Here is a 26,921-nt window from a genome sequence, read left to right as displayed (position 1 = left end):
GAGGAGCCCCGTCATGAACCTGCACCAGTTCGCCGAAACCCACGACGTCACCAATCAGCCGCCGTCCCTGGACGGCGCCAACCTGTATCGCATCGACCTGCCGCTGCAGCAGTGGTCGCAGCGTTTCGGTGCTGGCTGGGCGCAGGCGCGGATCGATGAATACGGTGCGCTGGCCGGTGGGCCGCTGATGGAAGCAGGGTTCCTGGCCAATCAGAACAAACCGGTATTTTCCAGTCACGACCGGTATGGCCATCGCATCGACCTGGTGGAGTTCCATCCTGCCTATCACCAGTTGATGCGCACCGCCGTCGAGCATGGCTTGCCCAGCTTGCCGTGGGCTGATCCGCAACCCGGTGCTCATGTCGCCCGTGCCTCGATGACCTATTTGCACAGCCAGGCGGAAGCTGGCACCGGCTGTCCGCTGACCATGACCTTCGCCAGCGTTCCGGCGCTGCGCCTGCAACCGGACCTGGCCGAGCACTGGGTGCCAAAAGTGCTCGCCACCGAGTACGACCCGCGTAACATCGGCATGGCCCACAAGGCCGGGGTTACCCTTGGCATGGCAATGACCGAAAAACAGGGCGGCACCGATGTGCGGGCCAACACCACCAAGGCCTATCCGGTGGGCGCCAGCGGCCCGGGCCAGGCCTATGAATTGGTGGGGCACAAGTGGTTCTGTTCGGCGCCGATGTGCGACGCCTTCCTTACACTGGCCCAGACCGACAAGGGCCTGACCTGTTTCCTGCTGCCGCGCCATCGCCCGGATGACACCCGCAATCAGTTCTACATCCAGCGGTTGAAAAACAAACTGGGCAATTGCTCCAATGCCTCCAGCGAAGTCGAGTTTCGCGGCGCCTTGGCCTGGATGGTCGGTGAAGAAGGGCGCGGTGTGCCGACGATCATCGAGATGGTCGCCATGACCCGCTTCGATTGCATGGTCGGCTCCAGCGCCCTGATGCGCCAGGCCCTGACCCAGGCCAGCCACCACTGCGCGCACCGCAAGGTCGCTGGCAAGTTGCTGAGCGAGCAGCCATTGATGCAAAACGTCCTGGCTGATTTGGCGTTGGAAAGCGAAGCCGCCCTGGCCTTGAGCCTGCGCATGGGCCAGGCGCTGGATCACTTGAATGACGAGCATGAGGCCAAATTCGCCCGGCTGGTGACGGCGGTGGGCAAGTACTGGATCTGCAAGCGTGCCCCCGCGATGATCAACGAAGCCGCCGAATGCATGGGCGGTGCCGGTTACGTCGAAGACAGCATCCTGCCACGCTTGTACCGGGAAGCACCGGTCAATTCAACGTGGGAGGGCTCCGGCAACGTGCAGTGCCTGGATGTGCTGCGGGCCTTGTCCAAGGAGCCCGGTGTGCTGGAAGTGCTATTCACCGAACTGGGGGACGGCCATGGCGACAAGCGTCTGGCCGGGCACATCGATCAGTTGCACGCCGCGTTCAAGGACACCGATGACATCCAGTACCGCGCCCGGCAATTGACTGAAGACATCGCCGTCGGTTTGCAAGCCAAGTTGTTGTTGGAAGCGGGCAACAGCGATGTCAGCGATGCCTTCATCGCCAGCCGCCTTGGCTCGGCTGGCCGGGCGTATGGCGCCTTGCCTCGGGGCTTGCAGGTCGAAGCCATCGTGACGCGCTCCACCCCACACGGCTTTTAGAAACGACACATACCCCTGTGGGAGCGAGCTTGCTCGCGAAGGCGTCGGCACATCCAACATTTGTGGTGACTGATACTCAGCTATCGCGAGCAAGCTCGCTCCCACAGGGAATCGATCGAGTCCACTACGCCACTGTTCCCGTCGGGCGGCGATGCAGGCAAGATGAAGGCCTGCAAGTCAGAACACAGGAAGCTGATCGTGACCGAAGCGTTTATTGTCGTTCAAACCGCCGAGCAAGCCGTGGACCGGCTGGCCGCCCTGCACGAGCGTGCGACCACCGCGCTGAACCAGGCGCTCAAGCGTTACCTCAAGGATCGCGTCGAGCCGGATGCCGAGCAACGTGCGTTGTTTCGCTATCCGGCCTTGCGCCTGACCTATCACTGCCATGGCGAGGTCCCGCAAACCACGCGCGCTTACGCCAAGGTCCAGCTGCCGGGCACCTACAGCGTCACCGTCACCCATCCTGCTGCGTTTCGTAAGTACCTGCTGGAACAGCTGGTCCCGCTGATGCACGACTTTACCGTCACCGTGGAAGTGGGTGTCAGCGAGCAGAACATTCCGTACCCGTACGTGGTGGAGCAGGGCGATGAACTGGCCGGCTCCGGCGTAACCGCCGCGGTGCTGGCGCGGGTGTTCCCCAGCACTGACCTGTCGGCCGCCACCGATGGCATCGCCGACGGCCTCTATGACTGGGAAAACACCGACCCGCTGCCCCTGGCGCTGTTCGACGCCGCGCGGGTGGATTTCTCCCTGCGCCGGCTGGTGCATTACACCGGCAGCGACTGGCGTCATGTGCAGCCGTGGATCCTGCTGACCAACTATCACCGCTACGTCGACCAGTTCATCGTCCATGGTCTGGAGCAGTTGCGCAGCGATCCGCGTTTTGTACGCATGGTGCTGCCGGGCAACGTGATCATCGACAAGGACATGGACCACGGCGAAGCCTCGGCCATAGCTGCTGGCGTGGTCTGGCACCGCTACCAGATGCCGGCCTATCACCTGCAAGCCAATGATGGTCATGGCGTGACCCTGGTGAACATCGGCGTCGGTCCGTCCAACGCCAAGAACATCACCGACCACCTGGCCGTGCTGCGGCCGCATTGCTGGCTGATGATCGGCCACTGCGGCGGGTTGCGGCAGTCCCAGACCATCGGCGACTACGTGTTGGCCCACGCCTACATGCGCCGCGATGGCATCCTCGACCGGGTGGTGCCGCCGAACATTCCGATTCCGGCCCTGGCCGAAGTGCAGATGGCCTTGCAGCAAGCGGCGGCCAATGTCACCGGAGAAAAGGGCGACGAGCTGAAGAAACGCCTGCGTACCGGCACCGTGCTGACCTACGATGATCGCAACTGGGAATTGCGCTGGGCCCAGGAACGTCCGCTGATCAACTTGTCCCGCGCCGTGGCGGTGGACATGGAAAGCGGCACCATCGCCGCCCAGGGGTATCGCCTGCGGGTGCCGTACGGCACGTTGCTGTGCGTCTCGGACAAACCGTTGCACAGCGAGATCAAGTTGCCGGGTTCGGCCAACGCCTTCTATGAGCGGGCGGTCAACCAGCACCTGAAGATCGGTATCGCGGCCTTGGACCTGCTGCGTACCGAGCTCAACTCGCTGCATTCGCGCAAACTGCGCAGCTTCGACGAGCCACCGTTCCGCTGATCGGATGGTGGTCATTTAACGGTCGGGCCACTAGCATGGTCGGTCCTGACCGTTAGATGTTGTGTTCGCCATGTCTCGTCCCCCACGCCCTGTTTCCCGCCGTCCTGGCGCGAAGCCCCCAGCCTCCGCCCCGCGCCGCGTGGCCAAGGCCCCGCCAGCCGAGCCGAAGCTGATCCTGTTCAACAAGCCCTTCGATGTGCTGACGCAATTCAGTGACGGCGAGGGGCGGGCGACGCTCAAGGATTTTATCGATGTGCCGGGCATCTACCCGGCCGGGCGGCTGGATCGCGACAGCGAAGGGTTACTGTTGCTGACCAACGATGGGCAATTGCAGGCACGCATCGCCGACCCCAAGCACAAGCTGGCCAAGACCTATTGGGTACAGGTGGAGGGCGAGCCGAGTGCCGAACAATTGCAGCGTCTGCGTGACGGCGTGGAGTTGAACGACGGCATGACCTTGCCGGCCGAGGCGCGCCAATTGGATGAACCGCAATTATGGCCACGCAACCCGCCGGTACGCTTTCGTAAAAGCGTGCCCACCAGCTGGCTGGAACTGGTGATACGCGAAGGGCGCAACCGCCAGGTGCGACGCATGACCGCTGCGGTGGGCTTGCCGACATTGCGCCTGGTGCGGGTCAGGATCGGCGACTGGACAATCGAAGGGCTCGATCAGGGCCAGTGGAAAGAAGTGCCGGCGCGCTTATAGCGTCCCGGTCTCGATCAGGCCGATCACCACGCTCTTGATAACGAACGCCGCCACGCCGAGCCCCAGCACGAAAAACAGAATGAACGAGCCGAAACGCCCGGCCTTGGACTTCTTCGCCAGGTCCCAGACGATGAAACCCATGAAAATGATCAGGATGCTGACCAGGCCGGTCATCATCCACTCTTCGAAAACAGCAGGATCCATCGGGCACTCCGGCGTGGTCGAGGTTGAAAAGGCGTGGCGAGTATACGGCATGGGGGGAGGGCGAGGGATTGGCCTGCGGCGGTGTGTCGCAGCTATTCATCGGCTGGGCTGACGCCATCGTGAGCAAGCCCGCTCCCACATTTGAACTTTTTTGTAATCACCAATCCGCGTTCACACCCAATCCTTGTGGGAGCGAGCTTGCTCGCGATGGGGGCTTCAGCTACGCAGATGAGTCAACGGCAGTTCGGTGCTGTTGAGCACCTGGTTCAGCACAAAGCTCGAACGCACGCTGGTGACGCCATCGATCCGGGTCAGGTGCCCCAGCAGCAGCTTCTGGTAATGATCCATGTCCGGTACCACCACCTTGAGCTGATAGTCGGCATCCATGCCGGTCACCAGGCTGCATTCGAGCACTTGCGGCAGGTTGCGGATGGCGGCTTCGAAGTTCTCGAAGCGCTCGGGAGTGTGGCGGTCCATGCCGATCAGCACATAGGCGGTCAGGCTCAGGCCCAGCATCTTGCGGTCGAGCAGGGCAACCTGGCGGGAAATGTAGCCGTCGTCCTCCAGTTGCTTGACTCGTCGCGAGCAAGGTGAGGGTGACAGGCCGATGCGTTCGGCCAGTTCCTGGTTGGAGATGCGCGCATCGCGCTGCAATTCCGCCAGAATGCTCAGGTCGTAACGGTCGAGTTTGCTCATCAGTCGGGCCTTTATCTTGATAATTGCGGTGGATTATCTATCTAGGGTTAAAAATTGCGCAAGAGCTGTTTATTTACGCAATCTTCGCAATCATCTGTCGGCGCCCCAGGCTTATTCTTATCACCAAGATCACTGCTCGGACAAACAGTCCAGTGCAGCCCGCCTAATCAGGCCGGCTGCGGTCGCAGCGCCCACCGGCGCTGGCAGACCCCCGAGCTGCACACTGTCCAGAAGACGGCGTGAGGTGAGCCGACGTCAAAAGCGTCGAGCACGGACGAAATTCTCAAGGGGAGGCCGACGGGTCTCCCTTTTTTATTGGGCGCAGGTTCTGTTTTGCCTAGGGCACGTCATACCCGCAGGCGCGCAGGCGCTGGCGGGTCAGGCGTTTGTCCGGGTAGTCGTCGCCCCAGTTCAGGTGCTGGTCATAGCGGGATTTGACGTGGGCGCAGGCGGCTTTGATTTTTGCGTCAGCCTCGGCCAGGGCGGTATCGGACAGGCGATTGATTTTCAGGCTCTGGAAGAAGGGCAGGATAAAGGCCTGATCCAGGTCGTAGCCCTTGGTGCCTTCGGGTAAGCGTTGGCCGGCGCTGACCGAGAACGGTTGTTTCAGACCGCTCTGGTTTTCCCAACACCAGTATTTTACGTCCTCTTCCCAGGATCCCGACGGGCCATGCCAGACGTTGTGGAAGCGAAGGCACTGCATGCTCCGGTGAGTGACCCAGTTGATGTCCTGCGGCCGTGCTTTGCTTGAAGTCACATCCATTAAGGCAAGTTGGTATTGGAGAAATTGTTCCGGGGTATACAAGGTGCCTTCTTCCCGCCCATCGAGCCAACCCTCTACGACGATGGACAATGATGAGGCCAGTATTTCAAGCGCTCCGGCCCGAAAGCTGCCGGTGGTACCTGCCGTTTGCACATCACGTCGCTTGTCATAGTCGAAACCGCTTTCCAAGGTGCCACATGGCGTATGGCGCAGCGGTCCAGGCAGGTCGTAAGAAAAACGCGGACTCAACGTTACCCGCTGCTCCCCTACTTCACACAACATACGGCTTAGACGTCTGTCGTTTTCCTGCACCAGCGGTGCATGCCCGCAGGCCGACAGGCCTGCGAGAAGCGGTACCAGAGCTACTAGCTGTGGCTTCAAAATGGAGTGCTACCGGAGCTGCCATCCGGGCCGATAAAGGTCGGGACGATGTAGGTCCGATTCTTGGTCCCGTCCTTGTTGGTGGTCGTGCCGTTCTTAAAGTCCTGCTGCAGTTGACTGGCCCCAGTAGCGCACATCGATTTCACTTGGCACAGGTAATTTGAGTGGGGACTGGCATTACCCTTTAGATAGGGCACGGTGAAGATGGCACCGAGAAAGCGAGTGAATGTATCGTTCGCGTTCATGGAGTTACGCCCCAACAGATCGGATACCGTGTCGGTCATGGGCAACATGCCAAAGAACACTTGGCTGTCGGGACGGTTCACTTGGAATACCGCATTCCCGTTCCGAATACTGAAACCCGCTTCCTTGGCACTGTCGTAGAAGTTTTGTGCGTAGACGGGTGCCCCGGAAAGCTGAATGCTACCGGCGCTTGTGCCGAAGTTCATGCCCTGAATTGCCCGATAGGTCAGCAGCGCGCCCTGGCTGTGGCCTACCAAGTCCAATTTGTAGCCTTGATCGATCCCCGCTTGATAGAAGTCGCTCAATTGCCGGGCGTTACCGGAGCGCACGATGTCACCCAAGTTCACATCCCATGCCGACTCCAGCAGATCGCCCAGGAAACCGTGCTCCGGATTGTAGGCTTGTATGTAATTGTCGGAGCCGGTTTGCATGCCACCGTTGACCATCGCGGCCCCAAATGCGTTCTGAATGCCGTTGGTCGCTATCGGGCCCGAACCGTCGGGCCGCAGGATGACTTGGGCGTCGATGCTCTTGAGGAGCGGCTTACCCGTTTCTGGGTCCATAAGGATTTTGTTGTTGGTATCCATTTGGTAGACCAATGTAGTGCGGTAGAAACTCATGTCGCCGCTGAGCAACACAGGCAATTGCGTGGCCACACCACCATGGCTGATTACGCCCGGCATCAGACCGCCCGTCCAAAAGCTGGTTGTGTCCATGGCGCGCTCCAGCACGGCCGGAACCCACGCCAATGGTGCCAGATTCGGATTTTCGACCAGTGCTTTCTCAGTAGCCCCGGTCAACTCACCGTATATTTTGAACAGATCGGAACTGTTCTTGCCATAGTCCTGCAGGCCCTTTTTCCACCTGTCCAGGGTCTGCATCGGGCTGCCCACCGAGTTGAGCGACGACTCGCTGATGTACAGGTCGGTGCGCTTTTCCTTGTCCCGGGTAATGTCGTACGCCTTGGATGGATCACGGTTAAGGCCACTGGTTGAATGCTGGCCTGTGATCGCGTCGTTGCGCACGATGATGTTGCCCGCGCCGACGGTGGCGCGCACATCCTGCTCGCGCTCCTTGCGATAGTCGTAGCCGCTCACGCTCCAGCCATTGAAGCCTTCCTTGGGCGCGCCGCTCAGGCTCTTGTCGCCGGTGAAGGCCACGTCCTTGCCGCCGGTGGCCTTGGCGCCGTTACCTGCTTCCGCACCCCAACCAAAGGCACCGCCAACGTTGACGTAGTAGCTGTGCTCCTTGTCTACGCCATTGATGTCACGGAAGCCCAGGGTGTTGGTGTCGAGCTTGAGCTTGCCGTTGTCGGCGGCGATCAGCGCGCCATCGATCTGGGTGTGTTTCTCGGTGCGGATATCCACACCGTTTTTACCGGTGATGCTGGTTTGCTGTTCAACCCAGTTGGTCTTGCCGGTGGTCTTGCCCGCCCCCACTGAACCGCTGACGCCACCGCCACCGGCCAGGCCGATGCTGACGGTGACGCTGGCATCGAACTGCTTGCCGCTGACTTTGCCGGTGTCTGGCACCGACGACACCAGCAGGTCGCCGCCGACGCGGCCAACCACTTCGTCGGCGCGCAGGTTGGCGCCGGCGATGGTGGTGTCGTTGCCGCTGTTGAAGCGCAGTTGGTTGCCTGCGTACAGGTAGGCGGTCTGTTGTTTCTCGGTTTCCCGCTCCAGCTTGCCCTTGCCCATGTCGACGCTGGCGTAGACAGCGATGAAGTCCTTGCCACCCAAGGCGATGCCGACTTCTCCGCCACCGCTGCGCCGGGTGGATTCGCTGTCGGAGTCGTTCTGTGCGGCGCGGATGGTCAGGTCCTTGCCGGCACGCAAATCGATATCGTGGCCGGCAATTACCTGGGTACCGATCATGGTCAGGTTCTCACTGGCCTCGATGTTGGTATCACGCCCGGAGAGCAGTACGCTCGGGTTGTTGGTGCCCTGGGTCATTTCTTCGCTGGCCACGCCGTTGCTGCCACCGATCCCGGCGCGGGCACTGCCGCCGCCGCTCTGGCCGTTGATGCCGCCCTGGCTGCGGGTGGTCTGGCTCTCCTGGTTGATTGCGCCACGGGCCACGTCGAGGTTGACGTTCTTGCCCACCAGGGTGATGTCGCGCCCGGCCTCGAACTGACTGCCGCGCACATTGAGGTTGTTACCGGCCATGGCGTTGATGTCACGCCCGGCGCTCAAAGTGGACGGGACGTTGTCGCGAATTTCCGAACGCGAGCTGGTGCCCTGGCTGGCCGAGCCAAGGTGAGTGGCGCTGGTCGGCCCGGAAGTGAAGGAGTTGATGGCATCCACGGTGCTGAGCACGCTGGAGGCCTTGCTGACGTTGTCTTCACCTTTGCCGGTGCCGTTGATGGCGTCCATGGTGTTGCCATAGTTGTGGCTGATGTTGGCGGTCAGGCCGTTGCGGTCGCGGGTCTTGCTGCGCTCCTGGATGAAGGTTTCATCGGCGGCATCGACATTGATGTCGCGTGTGGCCTGCAGGCTGATGTCGCGCCCGGCGTCCAGGCCCGCACCTTCGAGGGTCAGGTCGCGCCCGGCCTGGACGGTCATGTCCTGGCCGGCCACCAGTTGGCTGCCGGCGGCAGTCTGCTGGGCGGCTCGGGATTTTTCCTTGGTCGCTTCGCGCCCGGCAAACGCAGTGAAGCCGTTGCGATCGCTTTCCAGGGACAGGCCGCTCTGCTTCGTGGATTTCCAGTTGCTCTGGTCCTGGCTGTTGCTGCCGGCCAGTACGTTGACGTCGCGCCCTGCGCCCACTTGCAGGTTACGCCCGGCCTGGGCGGTGCTGCCGATCATGTTCACGTCACGGATGCTCTGTACGGTGACATCGCGGCCAGCGGTGACTTGGCTGCCGACACTTTGGGTCTGCAGGTTTGCCTGCCCGGATTTCTTCGCCGAGGCGATGGAAATGAAGTTGCCGGAGGTGCTGAAGCCAACCTTGCTTTTGTACTTCTCGCTTTGACTGGTGGACTCGTTGGCTGCGTCCATCAGGTTGACGTCGCCGTTCTTGTCGACCATCCCGGCGCGCAATTGCGCATCGCGCTTGGCGTCGACACGGCTGGCGGACAGGTTGACGTTACCGCCAGCGACCACCACGGCATCGTTTCCGGCGCTCAGCTCGCTGCCCACTTGGGTGATGCTGCTGGAACTGCGGCTATTGCCGCTTTTGCTCAGGCCGAAGCTGCCTTTTTTCTTCATGCTGTAGCTGCTGTCGGTCTGCTCTTGCGCCGACATCAGGTTCACGTCGCCGGCACCCCCCACCAGCAAGTCGTTGCCGGCCTTGAGCTGGCTGCCGATCACGCTTACGTCGCGGCCACCCGTGAGGCCGATGCGTCCGTCCTTGTCCTGGGTGACGTTGACGGTCAGGTCGTGTCCGGCCTCGATCTGCGAAGCCACGTTGCTGGTCGCCGAGTCCGCGCTCTGGGTGGTTTTGCTTTTGCCCCAGGAACCTTTTTTCTTCTGGTAGAAGGTCGAGGACTGTTCGTCCTGGGCCGAGACAATGGCTATGTCATTGCCTGCATTGAGGGCCAGGTCATGACCGGCCTTGACCTGGCTCGCCACGACCGCCATGTCACGTCCGGCGTTCACTTCCAGGTTGCCGCCAGTGGTCACGCTGGAGCCGAGGGTCTTAACCGTGTTGTTGGTCACCAGGCCACGGCGGATCGCATTCTGGGTGAAGGTGTGATCCTGCACCGCGAGCATTTCCACGTCGCGGCCGGCATTGAGCGTGGCATTGCCGTCGCTGTTGATCTGGCCTTTGTTGGTCAGGTCGCGTCCGGCGCTGACATTCAATTGCTGGCGGGCACTGATCAGGCTGCCCTGATCCAGGTTGGTCCGCGAGCCGGAACCGTAGAGCACTTCCATGGCGGCGCGCTCGTTGACGACGTCGCCTTTGACGGCGGTGAGGTCGACCTGATTGCCACGTACTTCGCCGCCCAGGGCGTTGCGAATACTGTTCTGGGCCATCAGGCTCACACGCTCGCTGGCTTGCGTCAGACCGCCCTGATAGAGATTGTTCCCCGCCTCTGCCACCAGGTTGCTGCTGGCCCGCAGGGTGCCGACGTTGGTCAGGTCGTTGCCGGCCATCAGGTTAATATCCCGGGCCTGCACCAGGCTGCCGCCGCGCAGGTTGCGCGACTCGGCCTGGGCCAGGTAGAGCACCGGCACCAGGACTTGCTGGCCCTGCACCTGGCGGGTCTCCATCCAGACAATGTCGTGGGTCAACGCCGCCACTTGCTGGGCGCTCAGGGCTACGCCGACGCTCAGTTGCAACGAGTTCTTGGCGGCGATGGCGTTATCCATCAGGTACTGGTATTGCTCGTAGTCGCTGGTCAGGCTGGCGGCGAGGAAGCGCTGCCCGGTCTGAGCCAGCACCGCTTCGCGGATCAGGCGGGTTTCGTACAAGCCATCACCCAGGCGACGCCAGCTGCGGTCGTCGTTGTAGCCCAACAGGCCCAGCATGTAGTCGGAGCTCATGAAGCGCGAGAGGTTGGTCAGGTTGGGGTTGGTCTCGATCAGGTAGCGGCTGTCCGGGTTCTGGCTACGCACGAACAAGCCATAGTCACCTTCCGGCAGTCGATAGGTGGCGAGCGCTGTGGGGTCGACGGCGGCGAAAGGTACGCCGGCAAAGTCCACCGGTACAAAGCTGAGCTGGGTACTGCCGTCGGCAGCGACACGCTCGACGCGCCGTACATCCGCCGCCACCTGGGTGCTGCCGCCACTGCCCAGGGCATTGACGGTGATGGTCTGGCCACCGACCAGGCCAACGGTGTTAGTCAGGCTCTGGCCGGTCAACTGGGCGCTGGCCTGCTGAGTCAAGGTGCCGTTTTCCAGGTTGCCGGTGACGGTGAGGTTCAACTGGCGACCGGACTGCAAGGTCGAGGCGTAACCCGTCTGGGTGCCGTTGTGTACGACGCTGCTCTGGCCGATGAGCGGGTACTGGGTGATCGCCGTCGGAATCGGTTGCTGCTGGTCCGGGGCGCTGCCGGCGTTGGCCGCGTTCCAGGCATTGGCGTTGGACTCTGCCCAACGGAAGTCGCCCTGTTTCACCCCGTGCAGGAAGTAAGTGGTGCTTTCGACACGCTGGTCGAGGGTCGCCCCACGGTTGTAGAAGTTTGTCGCGTTGACGAATGCGTCGCGGTTGGCGGCGAGCAGGCTTTGCTTGTTTTCCACCGTACCGGCATTGATCAGCAGGTCACGTCCGGCAATCAGGCGTGCGCCCGGAGAGTCCTGGATGATTTTTCCCAGGTAGGTGCTGTTGACGATAAAAGTCGCGGTGTGGTGCTTGCCGGAGCAGTCGGTACAGTTGATGTCGATGCGGCGGCTGACAAGGGATTCGCCGATCTCGAAGGTGTCCTTGGTGTTTTCCAGGTTGGCGACATTGAGGTTCATGTCGCCTTCGCTTTCGATGTTCGCCGAGCGGTTGCTCAGGCTGTTTGCCTGGCCACCGTCGAGGGCGGCGAAGCTCAGGTTGCCCTTGCTGTAGATGTCGCCGTAGAGGTTGCTCAGGCTGGCACCGCGCAGGTTCATGTCGGCGCCGCTGTAGATCAGGGTATCGGCTGAGGTGCTGATGCCGTTGCCCGCGAAGATGTCCACCTGGCCAAGGGCACCGAGGGTTCCGCGGTTGCTGACTTGTGCCGCGTGGATCTTGAGATTCTGGCTGGCGATCAGGCGCCCCAGGTTGTCCAGGTTGCCGCGCAGGTTGAGGGTGGTATCACCGGCACTGGCGATACGTCCGCCATTTTGGGTCAGGTTCCCCGCCGAGAGGCTGACGGCCTTGGCCGCCGACAGCAGGCCGTCATTATTCAGGTCGCCGGTGAGCGTCAGGCTCAGGTCGCCGTCGCTGAGTACTTCGCCGCTGTTGTTCAGGGTTGTGGCGCTTAACATCAGGTTGCTGGCACTGGCGATGCGGTCACCGGCCAGCAGGTTGAGGTTGTTGCCCACGGCCACATCCAGAGCGCCATTGAACTGCAGGCGCCCGGTGCCATTGATCGAGCTAATGTCCACATCGCCGTGGCCCAGACCCGTGATGCTGCCCTGGTTGCCGCTCAGGCTGGCGAGGTCGATCTTGAGCAGGCCTGCTCCGGTGTGTTCGACGCTGCCGGCAAGGTTGTTCAGTGCGCCAGCCTTGAGGTTGAGGGCCTGGCTGGTGACGCCGATGGAGCCGCTCTGGTTGTTCAGGTCGCCAGTGAGCAGAATCTGACTCAGGTTGCCGCCAATGGCGCGGATGCGGCCAGTACTGTTATTCAGGTTGTCGCCGGTTAGCAACAGGTTGCCGCCCGATTCGATCAGGCCGGTCTGGTTGTAGGTGCTCACAGCGTTGAGGCTCAGGGTCCTGGCGCTGATTTCACCGCCCGCGCGGTTGTCCAGAACCTGGCCCTGGCTGCTGAGAAGACCTTGGGCATAGAGGCGGCCCGCCTGGTTGGTCAGGTTGTCGACCAGCAGTTTCAGGTCGCCGACCTGGGCGTTGATGAGCCCGGCCTTGCCTGCCAGTGCGCTGTTGTCCACAGAGGCGGCCACCACTTCGGCGCTGTCACCTTGCAAAGCACCGCCCTGGTTGTTCAGTGTGCCTTGATTAAGCTGTAGATCGGCGTGGCCGCCGCGCGCCAGCACCAGGCCTTCGCTGTTATTCACGGTGGTGGCGGTGATTTTCAAACCCTCGGTGCCGGACAGCAGTTGGCCCTTGCGGTTATCCACCACCGTACCCTGCACATCCAGGCGTTTGCCAGCGAGGGTACCGCCCTGATTGTCAAACTGTGTGGCCTGGGTCACGCGAACTGCCGACTCGCCACCGTCGATCAGGCCCAGGGCGTTGTTCAATACACCTGAGACCACCAGTTCAATCGTACCGCCGGAGGCAATCACCGAACCTTGTGCGCTGTTGTCCAGGCTGGAGGCATTGGCCCCGACACTACTGCCCAGCAGCACGCCGCCGTGGTTGTCGATGTCGCTGCCATTGATCTGCAAATGGCCGTCGCTCTGCACACGCCCCTGGTTGTTGAGCAATTGCCCCCGCGTCATGCCCTGGTCCTTGAGCGTCAGCAGCGCACCCCCGGTCCCGGCCAGCAGCAAGCCGTTGGCGCTGTTGTCGATGCGCCCTGCGCCAACGGTCAGTTGATCGCCCACCACGCGGCCGCCGCGGTTATCCAGCAAACCGCTTTGAGTCAACAGCAGTTGCTTGCCGACGATCACGCCTTGCTGGTTGTTCAACGCGGCTGCGCTGACGTCGAGGTCGCCGACTTTGGCTTGAAGATGACCGGCGCTGTTGTTCAGTTGCTGGGCCACGACCATTGTCAGCTTGCCGGTCTCGGCGCTGAGCACGCCTTGGGTGTTCTGGCTGAGACTGTCCAAACCCACGCTGAGCTGGCCGCCGTTGACGTTGCCCTTGAGGTTGTTCAGATCCCGGGCAGAGAGAGTGGCGACACTTGTGCCCTGCAGCAGGCCTTCGGTGTTGTTGACGTCCTGGGCGGTAAGGTCCAGTTGATCGGCGCTGATCTTGCCTTGCTGGTTGTTCAGGGCACCTTGGCTGACCAGGGTCAACTGCTGGCCCACCAGTGTGCCGCCCAGGTTGTCCACAGTCCCGGACTTGACGGTCAGCACGGAGGCCGCCTGGATCCGACCGCCCTGGTTGATCAGGTCTTGAGTCACGGTCAATGCGTTGTTGCCAAGTTCGGCACTGATCAGGCCATTGGCGCTGTTGTCCAGGCGTTCGGCGGTCAGTTTCAGGTGATCGGCGACGACTTTGCCGCCCTGATTCAGCACCCTGGCGGCGCTGACATCCAGCAGGCTCTGGGCTTGCAGCACGCCGCCGGTGTTGTCGAGTTGGCCGCTGACCTTGAGGTTGGACTGGCCGACACTGGAAGCGATCAGGCCACCTTGGTTGTCCAGGCGCTCGGCGGTCAGTTGTAGTTGATCGGCGATCACCGAACCGCGCAGGTTGGTCAGTTGTCGAGTGTTGAGTTCGAGGTTGCCACCGGCCAGTTCGAGATGACCGTCGGTGTTGTCCAGGCTGTCGAGATTGAGGGTGGTGGACTGGCCGTCGCCGAAGCGGATCAGAGCGCCCAGGTTGACGATGGCCGGAGTCAACAGAGACAGCGTGTTCAGACCCAGCACCCGCGCCGAGGTGCCCTGGTTGACCAGGCGAGCACTGGTCAGGCCAACGTTGGCGCCCTGGATGATGCCGTTCTGGTTGTCGATCACCTCGCTGGCGTCTACTGCGAGGTTGCGGCTGGCGACGACGTTACCGGTGTTGGTCAGTTGTTTGGCGGTGATGGTGACGTCGCCGCCCTGGTTGCGGGTGTTGTCCGGGTTCACCCCGGCTTCGACGATTCCGTTGTTGATGACCTTGCCGGCGCTGGTGACGGTGACTTTGTCGCGAGCGGCAATGCTCTTGCCCACCGTTACATTGGCGCGGGTGTTTACGCTGACCTGGGTGCCAGCGTAGACCTTGCCTTGTACGTCCAGGCTTTGTCCGTTGACGGTGATGGCCTGGTTGGCGCTGGCGTTGTTCATGCTGACCTTGCCGCTGGCGTCGATCTGGATGTCGCCCACGCTGGCCGCCATGTCGCCCGCCAGGCGCACGCCCACACCTTTTTCGGTACCCACCAGACGAATCGCACCGGCGTACATGCCGCCCAGGGCCGAGCTATCGATGGCCAGCTCGGGTTTTTTGCTACCATCCTCGGCGCGGGCGGTGGCGCTCAGATTGTCGGCGCTGACGTCGTTGCGGCCAGTCACCACATTGAGGTTCTTCGCATAGATATTGGCGTTGAGTTTGGCGCTGCGGGTAATCAGGTCGAACTGGTCGACGTCACTGGCATCCAGGCCTGCACCTTCGATGCTGATGTCGCCACCGTCGACCTGGAAGCTGTCCAGGCGCTGGCCGTCCATGATGGGCTTGCCGGTGGTCAGGGTGGCGCGTGGCGTGTTGATAAAGCCGCAACCGCTGCAGGTGATGCCGTTGGGGTTGGCGACGATGACGCGTGCCGCTTGCCCGGCCACTTCGGTATAGCCGGCCAAGTGGCTGCGATTGCCACTGGTGATTTCGTTGAGGATGACCTGTGCGGCCTGGCCCTTGAGATTGCTGTTGCCGACGATGATGCCACCCAGTTGGGTGCTCTGCGTCTTGCCGGTGGCGTTGTTGAGGATCACGCCGTTCTTGCCGACGTTGTAGTCGGTGAACTTGTTGTGGGAAAGCCCGCTGCCATTGGTGCCGTTGATGTTGATCACCGGCACGCCGTTACCCGCCGCCCCAATGGTCGTCTTACCCCCCGCTGCCGCGTCGACCGCAAGACCTGCCGCCGCCGCGACGATGGGATTGAGGAACACAATCGAGGCCAAAGACAGGGCAATACTCTGAGACAGGGGGCTACGAACGTCCATGTGAAAGTCTTCCATTTACAAGAGCGAGTCGGGTGTCAGAAAAACAGATCGACGCGGAAATACACCGGGCGTTCACGTTTTTCGATAATCCCCGGGCGTTCCAGTGAGCGGGCAAAACTCACGGAAGTTGCGAGGTTCTTGCCCCTGGCGTTGAACTCCAGGGCGTTACCGGTGAGGCGACCGCGCTCGTCGGGGTTCGAGGATCTTCCCTCGATCACCCCGACATCGTAGGCAAACGCCACGCCGTACTCCTGCAACAGCGGTTGCAGGGGCTGCCAGGTCACAGCTCGGCGCCAGCGCAACTGGTTACGCCAGTAACCGCCGCTGTCGCCGGTCAAAGTCTGGTCTTGCAGGCCACGTACCGAACTGACACCACCGAGGCTGATTCGTTGCGGGCTGTAGAGTTCATCTTCGCTGCGCTGACCCGTTGCAAGGCTGTCGAAGCTGAAGTTTTCACCCCATAAGCGGAACGGCTGCAGGTAGCTCAGGGTCAGGCTGTATTTGTTGTAGCGCGATTGGGGGCCATGGTGGGAGCTGTCCCGTTGGGCATCCAGCATGCCAATCCCCTGTTGCCAGCCGGCATCCAGGTTGATGAACGCCGAGCCGACGCGCCGACCATGGTTGAGGTTCAATTGGGTCTCGGTGATGGTCACGCTGGAGGTGTCGATGAAGTTATCGTCCACGTAGTTGCGTGTGCGCAGTTGGCTGAGGCCGAAACTGACGCCGGTCTTGCTCACGTTGTCGCGATGCAGTACGCGCTCGGCGCGCAATGCGTGGTTCTTGCTGGTACCGTCATAACCGAATGTGTAGCCTTGGGCGTTGCCGCTGGCGCGGTAGAAGCTCTGGCTGTAGGCGTAATTGAAGGTCCACCAGCCGTAGGGCACGCTGTAATACAGGCTCTGATTGTCGGAGTGACGCCAGTGATCGCTGACCGCGTCCTGATTGGCGCGCAGGCTCAATTGGTCGGCCAGGCCCAATGGGCTGTCCCAGTCCAGGCCCAGACCCATTTGCTGCTGGCCAGTGCTGCGGTCGCCGTCGTTGTTACGCGTGGCCGATACGCGCCAGGGTTTTTCACGCTCGCCCTTGAGGCCGATACGGCTGCCACCGACCTGCTCGCCTGGTGCCAGTTCGAGCTGGGCCTGACGGGACGGCAAGCGACTGAGCTGATCCACCAATTGTTCCAGTTCCCGCAGGTTCAGTGGCTCGCCGGTCTGACCGGGAAAAGTCATGGCCAATTCGCGAGGGGTGGCCAGGGCGGAGCTGTCGAAGCCTTCAAGTCGCCCTTCGACTACCACTATTTTCAACACGCCGCCCGACAGATCCTGCTGCGGCAGGTAGGCTCGCGTTGTGACGAAACCGCGCTCGAGATAGTGATGGGTCAAGGCCTTGAGCAGGGTATTGATCTGTCCGACCGACAGGCATTGGTTCTGATAGGGCTTGAGCAACTGCTCGCGCATGCCCGCGTCAAGGTGGGCCGCGCCCTCAAGCTCGATGGTCTTGATGTCGAAGCAACGTTTGTCGTCGGGGGTGGCAGGGGCAGGCGCGGGCAAGGTCTTGCCGGGCAGTTGTTGGAGTTCGTCGAGGCGTTTTTGTTGTTCTTGCAGCAGTTGCTGCTGACGATCACGAATCAGATCGCGGTCACCGGGTGTTTGGATGGGCGCGGCATGGACCAGGGATGTAAACACCGCACAACAAGCCAAAACGTGCGTAACGCCAAAACGTGACATGCCTTCATTCCCTTGAATGGCTAACTGCGGCGGATGCCGGCGGTTGTTTCAGGCGAATAAGAAGTCCCTGTCGCCTGGCGAAAACGGTGGGCATCTTAAGTGGTAACGCTTCCTGTCTTGAAGAATTACTTGTAAATCCGACGAACGGTAGTTGTCAGGTCATTTTTTGATGATGGCACTTTGCTTTATCTGACGTGGCCCTGCGCAAGGTGGTGGCCTGGTTGGGGGATCAGCAAATGCCTGCGAAATAAACCCCGTGACTGATAACCTGTTGCAGAACCGGCCTGGGCTTTTCCAGTCTTATCATCAGGCCCTGAACCGTTGTGAGGAATTTCATGAAGTCGCGCATCTGGCGTTTGGCAGGTGTTGGTCTGTTGTGGGCAAGTGTCAGTGCGCAGGGAATGGCCGACGATCAGCAAAACCGTGGCGGACCGGACGGCGGTCGTGGTCAGGACGGGCGCGATGGCAACGGCCAGGGTTATTCGGGCCAGCCGCGGCCACAGAACAACGAAATCATTCGTGGCGACAACAGTCGTCAGTTCGAGGTCAAGCCACTGCCGCAATATCAGGGCGGCCAGTCGTATAACCGTCCGCCTCAAGACCCCAACGGTCCCGGCCGTCCACAGCAGCAACCCGGCAATAACCTGCCGATACAGGGCCGGCCTGACAGCGTGACCCAGACCCAGGAACCGCGACCGGGTTACTACCGCGATATCCCGCGCCGCAGCGATGGCTATCCGAACGGCGGGCCACGCCCAGGTCATGACAATCGCCCCGACCAGCAATGGTCCGGCCGGCCGAGCGGTCATGGCACCGGCTGGGGCCCGGGACCGCAATATCGCCCGGGTTATGTGATCGACCGGTTCCCGGACCGCAACTACCGCGTACCTTATCGTGGCCATGACTATTTCTACTCGGGCGGCTACTGGTATCGCCCTCAAGGCCCGCGCTATGTTGTGGTCGAGCCGCCGCGCGGAATCCGTATCCGTTATCTGCCTGATTATGCCCGGGAAGTCTGGATCGGCAGCTCGCTGTTCTTTCTCGCCGCCGGTGCCTATTACGTCTACGAAGCCAACACCCGGGACTACGTCGTGGTCGAGCCGCCGGTGGCCAACCCGCAGCCCCAGCCCCAAGGCAACAGCTTTGACGTGGTGGCTTACCCGGCCAACGGCCAGTCGCCCGAGCAGGTCAATCAGGACGGGTACGATTGCTATCGCTGGGCGGTGCAGCAGAGTGGTTTCGATCCGCGCAACTACACCTACCCGCCAGCGCCGGAAGTGGTGCAGACCTATCGCCAGGCCCAGGGCAGTTGCTTGAGCAGTCGTGGGTATCAGGTGACTTACTGAGTATTCGGCAGAGGACACAGTTCCTTGTGATGAGGGAGCAAGCTCCCTCGCCACAGGTTCTGCGTTAAGCCTTGAGTATCAAGCGCTAGCGCCTTTCACCACTTCCGACGGATCGGCATGCACCAGCACTTCGGCCTTTGGATAAGCGTTGTGGATAGCGTCGGCGGCCTGGTCGCTGATGCCATGGGCCACTGACAAGGTCAGCTCCCCCGGCAACTCCAGGTGCAGTTGCACGAACCAATGGTTGCCGGAGATCCGCGTGCGCAGGTCATGGGCGCCCAGCACGCCGGGCACCGCACAGGCCAGTTCCAGCATGTGTTGGCTGACGTCGGGTGGCAGTTCCTGATCCATCAGCACCGCGAAGCTTTCCCGGGCGATCTGGACGGCGCTCCACAGAATGTACGCAGCGATGCCCAGGCCGAACCAGGCGTCCAATTGATACCAGCCGAACCCCGCCAGCACCAGGGCGACCAGGATGCTGCCGTTGAGCAACAGGTCGGAGCGATAGTGCAGGGAGTCGGCGCGCACGGCGTTGGAGCCGGTGGCGCGGATGACCCGATGTTGCAACGCCAGAAGCGCCAGGGTCAGCCCCAGGGAAAATACGATCACGCCGACGCTGAGCCAGGGCGCTTCCACCGGAATCGGGTGTTTCAGACGCTCGAACGCCTGCAAGGCAATCAATACTGCACTGCCGCCGATAAATAGCGCCTGGGCCATGCCGGCCAGGGATTCGGCCTTGCCGTGCCCGTAGCGATGATCGTCGTCGGCGGGGCGCAGGGCGTAATGCACCGCCAGCAGATTAAGCAGTGAAGTGACGCCGTCCAGCGCCGAGTCGGTCAGGCCGGCGAGCATGCTCACCGAACCGCTCAGCCACCAGGCCACTGCCTTGGCAACAACCAGGATCAGTGCCACGGCCACCGAAGCACGGGTGGCCAGGCGTAACAGACGAGCGTGTTCGGTGCTGGTGGTCATGGCGCGGTCGTTCCTTGCGTGGCGCCAGTTATGCGGCTGGTTTGAGACCGAGGGCGGCCAGTTGCTGGGCGTTGCCCTTGTGCTGGATCAGCCGTGGATCGTCCAGCGGGAAGCTGCGGCCCAGTTCGCTTTCCAGGATCGCCTGCAGCTTGAGGTTATTGACGCTGCCGTCGGCGTTGATGGCCGGCTTGAGTTTCTCCGGCTCGATCTGGACGCTTTTGCCCGGTTCGAAGTAAATGGCACCGGTGGCGAAGTCCACTGCGAACGCGATCAGGCCGGGGATGATATAGAACAGCAGGCCGACGGCATCGAGTGCGGCAATCGCCGGGTCGATCTTGCCGTCGATCTGGCCACGACGGTCCGGATAGAAGATCGAGCCGCAGGCGCTGACCTGGGTCAGCAGGGTGGCGACCAGGACGCCGCCGATCACGCGAAAGGGAATACGCATAGCAATCTCCTGAGCAGATAAAGGCGTTGCTGGTTGGAGTCCAGACCACGCTAAACAGTTCGCCGTTATACTCGGCCCTCTGTTTTGGAGCCAGCATGATTTCTTTGCCGATTGATGAAGTTTTACCCGCCCTGCGTCAAGCCTTGGCGTCGCGCCATGAAGCGGTGCTCGAAGCGCCGCCCGGTGCCGGTAAAACCACCCGCGTGCCCTTGGCTCTGTTGCACGAGCCCTGGCTGGCCGGGCAGACCATCCTGATGCTCGAGCCACGGCGCCTGGCCGCGCGGGCGGCGGCCGAGCGACTGGCCAGTGAGCTGGGGGAAAAGGTCGGCGAAACCGTTGGCTATCGTATTCGTCTCGACAGCAAGGTCGGGCCCAATACCCGCATTGAAGTGGTCACCGAAGGCATCCTCACTCGCCGTTTGCAGGACGACCCGGCACTGGAGGGTGTGGGGCTGCTGATTTTCGATGAATTCCACGAACGCAGCCTCGATGCCGACCTGGCCCTGGCCCTGAGCCTCAACGGCCGGGAGCTGTTTCGCGAAGACCAACCGCTGAAGATTCTGCTGATGTCCGCCACCCTGGAAGGCGAGCGTCTGGCCGGGCTGCTGGACGATGCGCCGATCCTGCGCAGCGAAGGGCGTATGTTCCCGGTGACGATGCGCTGGGGCCGTCCGTTCCAGCCTGGTGAATTCATTGAGCCGCGACTGGTACAGACCGTGCTGGAGGCGCTGCACGATGAAACAGGCAGTGTCTTGGTGTTCTTGCCCGGGCAGGCGGAGATCCGTCGAGTCCATCAGCAACTGGCCGACGCTTTGGGCGAGGGTGGCAACGTGCTGCTCTGTCCGCTGCATGGTGAGCTGGACCTCGCCGCCCAACGCGCGGCCATCGACCCGGCACCGCCCGGCCAGCGCAAAGTGGTGCTGGCTACCAACATTGCCGAAACCAGTCTGACTATCAACGGCGTGCGGGTGGTGATCGACGCCGGTCTGGCGCGAGTGCCGCGTTTCGATCCGGGCAGCGGCATGACCCGTCTCGACACCCAGCGCATTTCCCGCGCCAGCGCCACACAGCGGGCCGGTCGGGCCGGGCGTTTGGAGCCAGGGGTGTGTTACCGGTTGTGGTCCGCAGACCAGCACGAACAATTGGCCGCTTATGGCAGCGCGGAAATTCTTTCGGCGGACCTCGCCGGGTTGGCCCTGCAACTGGGACGCTGGGGCGTGACGCCGCAGCAATTGGTCTGGCTCGACATTCCACCCGCCGCCGCTTATGCCCAGGCCCAGGATCTGCTGCAACGCCTGGGCGCGCTGGAGGGTGAGCAACTGACCCGTCATGGCCAAGCCATGGCCGAGCTGCCGGCTCACCCGCGCATCGCTCATTTGTTGCTGCGTGGTCAGTCGCTGGGGTTGGCGGACATGGCGTGCAACGTCGCGGCCCTGCTGGGCGAGCGCGACATTCTCAGGGGGGGCGGCGCGGATTTGCACAGTCGCCTGGTGTTGCTGTCCGGCGAAGAACGTGCGGCGCGCGGCGTTCAGGGTGGCGTGCAGCGGGCGCGGCAACTGGCCCGGCAGTATCGCGGTTACCTGCGGGGCAAGGCCGAAGCAGCCGTCGCCGACCCCGAGCATCCGCGCTGGCTCGGCGCGTTGCTGGCGTTGGCCTATCCGGATCGTGTCGCCCAGCAGCGCCGGCCCGGCGGCGCGGAATATCGTCTGGCCAACGGCCGTGCGGCACTGTTTGCCGAGGCCGACAGCCTGATGAAACAAGCATGGCTGGTGATTGCCGACCTGGGCAGCCGTCAGGGCCAACGGGAAGAGCGGATCTACCTGGCAACGGATTTCGACCCGGCGCTGTTCGATTCGGTGCTGGCTGAACAAGTACGTACGGTGGATCAACTGGATTGGGACGAGCGTGAAGGCGTGCTGCGGGCCGAGCGCCAGCGCAAGGTCGGCGAACTGGTGCTCAGCCGCGAGCCATTGACTGGCCTGGATGAGTCAGCTCGCAGTCAGGCGCTGGTGAACCTGGTACGCCGTAAGGGCCTGGAGCTGCTGCCCTGGACTCCGGAACTGCGGCAGTGGCAGGCGCGGGTGGCGCTGCTGCGCCGGCTTGAGTTGGAGGCCAAGGGCGAGAGCGAATGGCCTGACGTCAGCGATACCGCGTTGCTTGGCAGTCTTGAACACTGGCTGATGCCGTACCTGGGGCGGGTCTCGCGCCTCAGTCATTTCGCTAACCTGGACCTGTCCAGCATCGTCCACAATCTGTTGCCCTGGCCCTTGCCGCAACGCCTGGATGAACTGGCGCCCCATCATTTGAGCGTGCCCTCGGGCTCGTCGATCCGCCTGGACTACAGCGAATACCCACCGATTCTCGCCGTGCGCCTGCAGGAACTGTTCGGTCTGGCCGACACCCCGCGCATCGCCGGAGGACGCCAGGTGGTCAAGCTGCACCTGCTGTCACCGGCACGTCGACCGGTGCAGGTGACCCAGGATCTGGCGAACTTCTGGCGTAGCACCTATGCCGAGGTGAAGAAGGATTTGAAGGGGCGTTATCCCAAGCACTACTGGCCGGACGATCCGCTGGTGGCGCAGGCGACGGCGCGGGTCAAGCCGCGTAAGTAATTGGGTCCGACACAAAACCTTTGTGGGAGCGGGCTTGCTCCCACATTTGTTTGGTGGTGATGCTCAGATCAAGGCGTAGCCGGCAACAGGAACCGCGCAATCACCGGTAGATGATCGGAGATGCGCAACGTATCGTCCTGGCGCACCTGGGCTTCGACCCGTTTGATCCGCGGGCTGTAGAACAGGTAATCGACGGTGCGGTCGGGGCCGTTGAGGCCGGGGTCGTTGGGGTAGTGGGTCAGCCAATGTTCGCGGTCGATGCCGCTGGCCTCGTTGTTGGTGGGGATCATCGGGTACTTGTCCCACAGCAGGTGCAACGGGCTGTCGGCGGAGTAGGGCGTGCGCTGTTCGGAAGGCAGGCGCCGGTATTGGCCCAGGGGCAGCAGGTTGAAGTCGCCGCCGATCAGCCACGGCGTGCCTCGGGACTCGAGTTTGTCCAGTGCCTTGGTCACGGCAGTGACCTGGTTCGGCAAGGTGTCATCCGGCTCAGTGGCCCGTTCGAGGTGGGTGTTGAGCACCGCCAGTTGGCCGCCATCGCTCAGTGCCAGATAGCTCACCAACAAGGCATCTTTGGGCTGGAACTGACGGCTGATGAAATTGGCGTCGGCCACCGGCAGTTGCACCCGTTCGGCGTGGTCGATGCGGTAGCGGCTCAGGGTCGCGAGCTGTCGGCCGACGCTGCCGAAGATGTGCGGGGAGGGGATAAAATCGGCTTTCCAGTCGAAGGCGCTGGTGCTGCACGGATAGAGGTCGGCCAGGCGTTCCTGCAACAGCTTGAGTTGGTCCTGGTAGTCACTGGCCTTGGCGCCGTTGTCCAGTTCCTGGAGCAACACGATGTCCGGCTGCTCGTCGCGAATGACCCGTGCCACTTCGTCGAGGCTGAAGGCCATGTCTTCCAGGGTTGGGTTTTCGTCGGTGCCCTGGGCCAGGTCGTGCCAGAACACGTAGCGCTTGCCGGCCAGGAACTGCACGTTCCAGGTCATCACCTTCAGAGCCTGGCCGGGCATCAGCGGCGCCGCGTTGGCGGCACAACTGACCGGCAATGCTTCCTTGGGTTGTGGACGCCAGGTCAGGCCGTAGATCGACAGGGCGGCCAGGCTGAGGATCAACAGCAGGCCCAGCAAGGTGTAACGCAGTAGTCGGGTCATGGCTCGGCTTATGGGCGAAACGCAAAAGTGATCCCGAGCATAACCGAGAGCGGTTCCCGAGCCCAAGCCCATAGCCGTCGCAGCATGCGATCAGCGGTTGTCAGGCGTGGCTTCGATCAGCATGAACATCCGGAACAGCACCACGCTGGTGAACAGTTGCAAGAAGCTGTGAATGCTCTCGATCAGCAAGCTGATCAAGGGGTTCTGAGGCGGTGGATACACCGAGACACTGGCGCCCTTGAGCAGCCACAGCGGAACCATCACACAGAGAATGCACAACAGGATCCGCCAGAAATGGCCGCGGCTCATGCGCAGGCTTTCCTTCATCGCGGCCAATGGTGCCAGGCCCCGCAGCACCAGCAGGTATTCACCGAAGGCCAGGACCACCATCAGCCACAGGCCCGGCAGGAAGTACAACGAAATGCCGATCAGGATCAGCAGCGTGTTGAGCGCGGTCAGCAAGGCAAAGCGTGGCCACAGGGTCAGGGCGGTTGCGAGCAGGTCACGAGGGCGCGGCGATTCGCCGCGACTGCGGGCGTCGAGAAACAGAATCAACGCGGCGGTATACAGCGGGTACACCAGCAGCCCGACGATTACGCTGTAGCCGGGAAAGCCTTCGGCACCGACGACGCTGTCCACCCCCTGCTGCAACACGGCCTCGAGTATCACCAGTGGCAGGCATAGCTGGGCGATCCGGCCCAGATGGCGCTTGAAGAAATACAAAGAGTCGCGCAGCACGTCAAACGGATTCATGGGTCGGTATCGCAGTTCAAAAGCGGTCCGACACTTTAACCGATCAGGCGCCCGTACAAGCAAACGTAAACATCTGGTAAAGAGCATTGAAACCTTCCCGGCGAGCCCCATTACTGGTGGGCGCCGGTCCTCAGGATCGGAATGGTTTTCTACCCGGCAATCTAATGAGGTCGCCATGAACAGCGAAGAACAAACCCTGATCGATGGACTGTTTTCACGGCTGCAACAGGCCGAAAAGGATTCAGCCCCGCGCGACGCCCAGGCCGAGACGCGGATCAAGGAGCACCTGGCCAACCAGCCGGCGGCGGGCTATTTCATGGCCCAGGCGATTCTGGTGCAAGAGGCTGCGATCAAGCGCCTCGACGAGCAGAACAAGCAGCTCGCCCAACAAGTCGAGCAATTGCAGGCTGAGCTGCAACAGGCCCGGAACCAGACTTCGGCGCCAAGTGGCGGCGGTGGTTTCCTTTCGAGTATTTTCGGTGGCGGTCCCCGTGATTCACGGCCGGCACCTGCCCCAAGCGCCCCGGCATCTGGTGGTGGCGGTTGGCGCGAGCCGGCGCGGCCCGCCTTCAATGCCCCGGCCCAGCAGGGTTTTGGTGCACCGCCCAGCAACTACGGCGCCCCACCTGCCAACTACGGCGCGCCTCAACAGCAGGCGCCTGCAGCGAGCAGTTTCCTGGGCGGTGCCCTGAAAACCGCCGCGGGCGTGGCCGGCGGTGTAATGCTGGCCCAAGGCATCAGCAGCCTGTTCCACAGCAATCAACAACCCCAGGAGATCGTTGAAGTCATCAAGGAAGAACCGGCGCAACCGGTCAACGACAACAGCGGTGACAGTGGCTGGGGCGATGACCAGCGCGTCGCCGACAACGATGCCTACGGCAGCGACCAGGGCGGTTTCAGCGACGCGGACTTCAGCGACGATTCGTCCTCCTTTGGCGACGACGACTCCTTCGTCTGACCTGCCATTCGTCCGGGGCGCCCAGGCGCCTCGGGTCGATTATTCGCGGAACATTCCTCTGGGCTGGCATACTGGGCAACTTTTCGGGCCCGACGGCCTGCGCTTGTGCATCCAAGAGGAAACGCGGTGAAAAAAATCGCAGTGTTCGCCGATGTCCAGAACCTCTATTACACCGTGCGCCAGGCCTACGGTTGCCATTTCAACTACGCGGCGTTGTGGGCCGATGTCAGCAAGCAAGGGCAGATTGTCGAGGCCTATGCCTATGCGATCGATCGCGGCGACAGCAAGCAGCAGCAATTCCAGCAGATCCTGCGCAACCTGGGCTTCATCGTGAAGCTCAAACCCTACATTCAGCGCAGCGACGGCTCGGCCAAGGGCGACTGGGACGTGGGCATCACCCTCGACATCATGGACGCCGCCGATCACGTCGACGAAGTGGTGCTGGCCTCCGGTGACGGCGATTTCGACATGCTGCTCGAACGCATCATCAGCAAGCACGGTGTGCAGGCGGTGGCCTATGGCGTGCCGGGGCTGACCGCCAACTCGCTGATCCGCGCCGCCAGTCGCTATGTGCCCATCGAAGGCGCGTTGCTGCTCAAGAATTGATTTTTACGGAGTTCAGACAGGTTTGGAACGCATCGCAGTCATCGACTTTGAAACCACCGGCATCACACCCAGCAGCAGTTGCCGGGCCACCGAAATCGCCGTGGTGATTCTCGAGCAGGGCCGAATCGTCGACCGCTACCAGAGCCTGATGAATGCTGGCGTGCGCGTGCCGGCCTTCATCGAGCAACTGACCGGCATCAGCAACGCCATGCTGCGCAGCGCGCCGCCGGCGGAAAAGGTGATGAACGAGGTCAATGAGTTCGTCGGCATCACGCCACTGCTGGCCCACAACGCCGCGTTCGACCAGAAGTTCTGGGACTTCGAGCTGGGGCGAATCAAGCGTACTCGCTTGCAGAATTTTGCCTGTTCACTGTTGCTGGCCCGGCGCCTGATGCCGACGGCACCGAACCACAAGCTCGGCACGCTCAACACGTTCGCCGGCTTGCCCCACACCGGCCAGGCTCACCGGGCCATGGCCGACGCCGAAATGGCCGCCAACCTCACCGCGCACCTGGCCGCGGAACTGCGGCAAAAGCATGGGCTGCGGGCGTTGTCCCATGATTTGCTGTGCAGCCTGCAGAAAGTGCCAGCGGCGAAGATCAATGAGCATCTCAAGCGGCATCGTGGGTTCTAAACACACC

At 62.1% G+C, this 26,921-nt stretch carries 17 protein-coding genes; 8 read left to right on the top strand and 9 right to left on the bottom strand.

Annotation, left to right across the window (positions count from 1 at the left end; all coding sequences use genetic code 11):
* The first annotated feature begins 13 nt into the window (after positions 1 to 13).
* The 3 genes from EPZ47_RS25970 (at position 14) to EPZ47_RS25955 (ending at position 4,031) form a co-directional block, all read left to right on the top strand.
* Complete coding sequence (locus tag EPZ47_RS25970; protein WP_135847316.1) at positions 14 to 1,663, top strand: acyl-CoA dehydrogenase family protein; 1,650 nt, start codon at positions 14 to 16, stop codon at positions 1,661 to 1,663.
* Positions 1,664 to 1,825: 162 nt separating this feature from the next.
* Entirely contained in the window at positions 1,826 to 3,325 is a 1,500-nt protein-coding gene (gene amn / locus EPZ47_RS25960) for an AMP nucleosidase (protein ID WP_178084283.1), read from the top strand.
* A 139-nt stretch (positions 3,326 to 3,464) separates the two neighbouring features.
* Positions 3,465 to 4,031 (top strand): pseudouridine synthase, encoded by a 567-nt coding sequence (locus tag EPZ47_RS25955; RefSeq protein WP_178084339.1) that lies wholly within the window; start codon positions 3,465 to 3,467, stop codon positions 4,029 to 4,031.
* Here the strand turns inward: EPZ47_RS25955 and EPZ47_RS25950 are convergent.
* The 5 genes from EPZ47_RS25950 to EPZ47_RS25930 all read right to left on the bottom strand — a co-directional run bounded on the left by EPZ47_RS25950 (position 4,026) and on the right by EPZ47_RS25930 (position 17,437).
* Positions 4,026 to 4,235, bottom strand: coding sequence for a DUF2788 domain-containing protein (locus EPZ47_RS25950; RefSeq protein WP_046815823.1), 210 nt, complete (start codon positions 4,233 to 4,235; stop codon positions 4,026 to 4,028). The genes EPZ47_RS25955 and EPZ47_RS25950 overlap by 6 nt on opposite strands.
* A gap of 216 nt (positions 4,236 to 4,451) precedes the next feature.
* On the bottom strand, positions 4,452 to 4,931 hold the full coding sequence (locus EPZ47_RS25945; RefSeq protein WP_135847313.1) for an Lrp/AsnC family transcriptional regulator: 480 nt from the start codon (positions 4,929 to 4,931) through the stop codon (positions 4,452 to 4,454).
* Positions 4,932 to 5,268: 337 nt separating this feature from the next.
* Positions 5,269 to 5,943 carry a hypothetical protein gene (locus tag EPZ47_RS25940; RefSeq protein WP_238346682.1) on the bottom strand — a complete coding sequence of 225 codons (675 nt, stop codon included), beginning with the start codon at positions 5,941 to 5,943 and terminating at the stop codon, positions 5,269 to 5,271.
* A 128-nt stretch (positions 5,944 to 6,071) separates the two neighbouring features.
* Positions 6,072 to 15,710: a hemagglutinin repeat-containing protein gene (locus EPZ47_RS25935; protein WP_135847311.1), complete on the bottom strand. Its 9,639-nt coding sequence runs from the start codon at positions 15,708 to 15,710 to the stop codon at positions 6,072 to 6,074.
* 35 nt (positions 15,711 to 15,745) lie between these two features.
* Positions 15,746 to 17,437, bottom strand: coding sequence for a ShlB/FhaC/HecB family hemolysin secretion/activation protein (locus EPZ47_RS25930; protein ID WP_135847310.1), 1,692 nt, complete (start codon positions 17,435 to 17,437; stop codon positions 15,746 to 15,748).
* A gap of 335 nt (positions 17,438 to 17,772) precedes the next feature.
* Here EPZ47_RS25930 and EPZ47_RS25925 point away from each other — a divergent pair, with 335 nt between their 5' ends.
* A complete protein-coding gene (locus EPZ47_RS25925; protein WP_135847309.1) occupies positions 17,773 to 18,783 on the top strand; it encodes a DUF6515 family protein in 1,011 nt (336 codons plus the stop codon).
* Between the two features lie 78 nt (positions 18,784 to 18,861).
* Here the strand turns inward: EPZ47_RS25925 and EPZ47_RS25920 are convergent, their stop codons facing one another.
* Entirely contained in the window at positions 18,862 to 19,755 is an 894-nt protein-coding gene (locus EPZ47_RS25920; protein ID WP_135847308.1) for a cation diffusion facilitator family transporter, read from the bottom strand.
* A 28-nt stretch (positions 19,756 to 19,783) separates the two neighbouring features.
* Positions 19,784 to 20,203 (bottom strand): polyribonucleotide nucleotidyltransferase, encoded by a 420-nt coding sequence (locus EPZ47_RS25915; protein ID WP_135847307.1) that lies wholly within the window; start codon positions 20,201 to 20,203, stop codon positions 19,784 to 19,786.
* Between the two features lie 95 nt (positions 20,204 to 20,298).
* Between EPZ47_RS25915 and hrpB the strand changes: the two genes are divergently transcribed.
* The gene (gene hrpB / locus EPZ47_RS25910) at positions 20,299 to 22,815 is read left to right on the top strand and encodes an ATP-dependent helicase HrpB (RefSeq protein ID WP_135847306.1); all 2,517 of its coding nucleotides are present in this window, start codon (positions 20,299 to 20,301) and stop codon (positions 22,813 to 22,815) included.
* A gap of 68 nt (positions 22,816 to 22,883) precedes the next feature.
* On the opposite strand, the gene EPZ47_RS25905 is transcribed toward hrpB, so the two are convergent.
* Complete coding sequence (locus EPZ47_RS25905; RefSeq protein ID WP_135847305.1) at positions 22,884 to 23,963, bottom strand: endonuclease/exonuclease/phosphatase family protein; 1,080 nt, start codon at positions 23,961 to 23,963, stop codon at positions 22,884 to 22,886.
* 90 nt (positions 23,964 to 24,053) lie between these two features.
* Positions 24,054 to 24,716, bottom strand: coding sequence for a hypothetical protein (locus EPZ47_RS25900; RefSeq protein ID WP_135847304.1), 663 nt, complete (start codon positions 24,714 to 24,716; stop codon positions 24,054 to 24,056).
* A gap of 175 nt (positions 24,717 to 24,891) precedes the next feature.
* Between EPZ47_RS25900 and EPZ47_RS25895 the strand changes: the two genes are divergently transcribed.
* The 3 genes from EPZ47_RS25895 to EPZ47_RS25885 all read left to right on the top strand — a co-directional run bounded on the left by EPZ47_RS25895 (position 24,892) and on the right by EPZ47_RS25885 (position 26,914).
* A complete protein-coding gene (locus EPZ47_RS25895) occupies positions 24,892 to 25,674 on the top strand; it encodes a DUF2076 domain-containing protein (RefSeq protein ID WP_135847303.1) in 783 nt (260 codons plus the stop codon).
* A gap of 126 nt (positions 25,675 to 25,800) precedes the next feature.
* Complete coding sequence (locus EPZ47_RS25890; RefSeq protein WP_008012653.1) at positions 25,801 to 26,280, top strand: LabA-like NYN domain-containing protein; 480 nt, start codon at positions 25,801 to 25,803, stop codon at positions 26,278 to 26,280.
* Between the two features lie 22 nt (positions 26,281 to 26,302).
* Positions 26,303 to 26,914 carry a 3'-5' exonuclease gene (locus EPZ47_RS25885; RefSeq protein ID WP_135847302.1) on the top strand — a complete coding sequence of 204 codons (612 nt, stop codon included), beginning with the start codon at positions 26,303 to 26,305 and terminating at the stop codon, positions 26,912 to 26,914.
* Positions 26,915 to 26,921: the final 7 nt, after the last annotated feature.

The organism is Pseudomonas viciae, assembly GCF_004786035.1.
Classification (GTDB): domain Bacteria; phylum Pseudomonadota; class Gammaproteobacteria; order Pseudomonadales; family Pseudomonadaceae; genus Aquipseudomonas; species Aquipseudomonas viciae.
This window is presented reverse-complemented; position numbering and strand designations above follow the sequence as displayed.

Bases quoted from the DNA above. Each gene is read 5' to 3' on its own strand.
- EPZ47_RS25970 (WP_135847316.1), top strand. From the start codon at position 14: ATGAACCTGCACCAGTTCGCCGAAACCCACGACGTCACCAATCAGCCG.
- amn (WP_178084283.1), top strand. From the start codon at position 1,826: ATGAAGGCCTGCAAGTCAGAACACAGGAAGCTGATCGTGACCGAAGCG.
- EPZ47_RS25950 (WP_046815823.1), bottom strand. From the start codon at position 4,235: ATGGATCCTGCTGTTTTCGAAGAGTGGATGATGACCGGCCTGGTCAGC.
- EPZ47_RS25945 (WP_135847313.1), bottom strand. From the start codon at position 4,931: ATGAGCAAACTCGACCGTTACGACCTGAGCATTCTGGCGGAATTGCAG.
- EPZ47_RS25935 (WP_135847311.1), bottom strand. From the start codon at position 15,710: ATGGACGTTCGTAGCCCCCTGTCTCAGAGTATTGCCCTGTCTTTGGCC.
- EPZ47_RS25930 (WP_135847310.1), bottom strand. From the start codon at position 17,437: ATGTCACGTTTTGGCGTTACGCACGTTTTGGCTTGTTGTGCGGTGTTT.
- EPZ47_RS25925 (WP_135847309.1), top strand. From the start codon at position 17,773: ATGAAGTCGCGCATCTGGCGTTTGGCAGGTGTTGGTCTGTTGTGGGCA.
- EPZ47_RS25920 (WP_135847308.1), bottom strand. From the start codon at position 19,755: ATGACCACCAGCACCGAACACGCTCGTCTGTTACGCCTGGCCACCCGT.
- EPZ47_RS25915 (WP_135847307.1), bottom strand. From the start codon at position 20,203: ATGCGTATTCCCTTTCGCGTGATCGGCGGCGTCCTGGTCGCCACCCTG.
- hrpB (WP_135847306.1), top strand. From the start codon at position 20,299: ATGATTTCTTTGCCGATTGATGAAGTTTTACCCGCCCTGCGTCAAGCC.
- EPZ47_RS25905 (WP_135847305.1), bottom strand. From the start codon at position 23,963: ATGACCCGACTACTGCGTTACACCTTGCTGGGCCTGCTGTTGATCCTC.
- EPZ47_RS25900 (WP_135847304.1), bottom strand. From the start codon at position 24,716: ATGAATCCGTTTGACGTGCTGCGCGACTCTTTGTATTTCTTCAAGCGC.
- EPZ47_RS25895 (WP_135847303.1), top strand. From the start codon at position 24,892: ATGAACAGCGAAGAACAAACCCTGATCGATGGACTGTTTTCACGGCTG.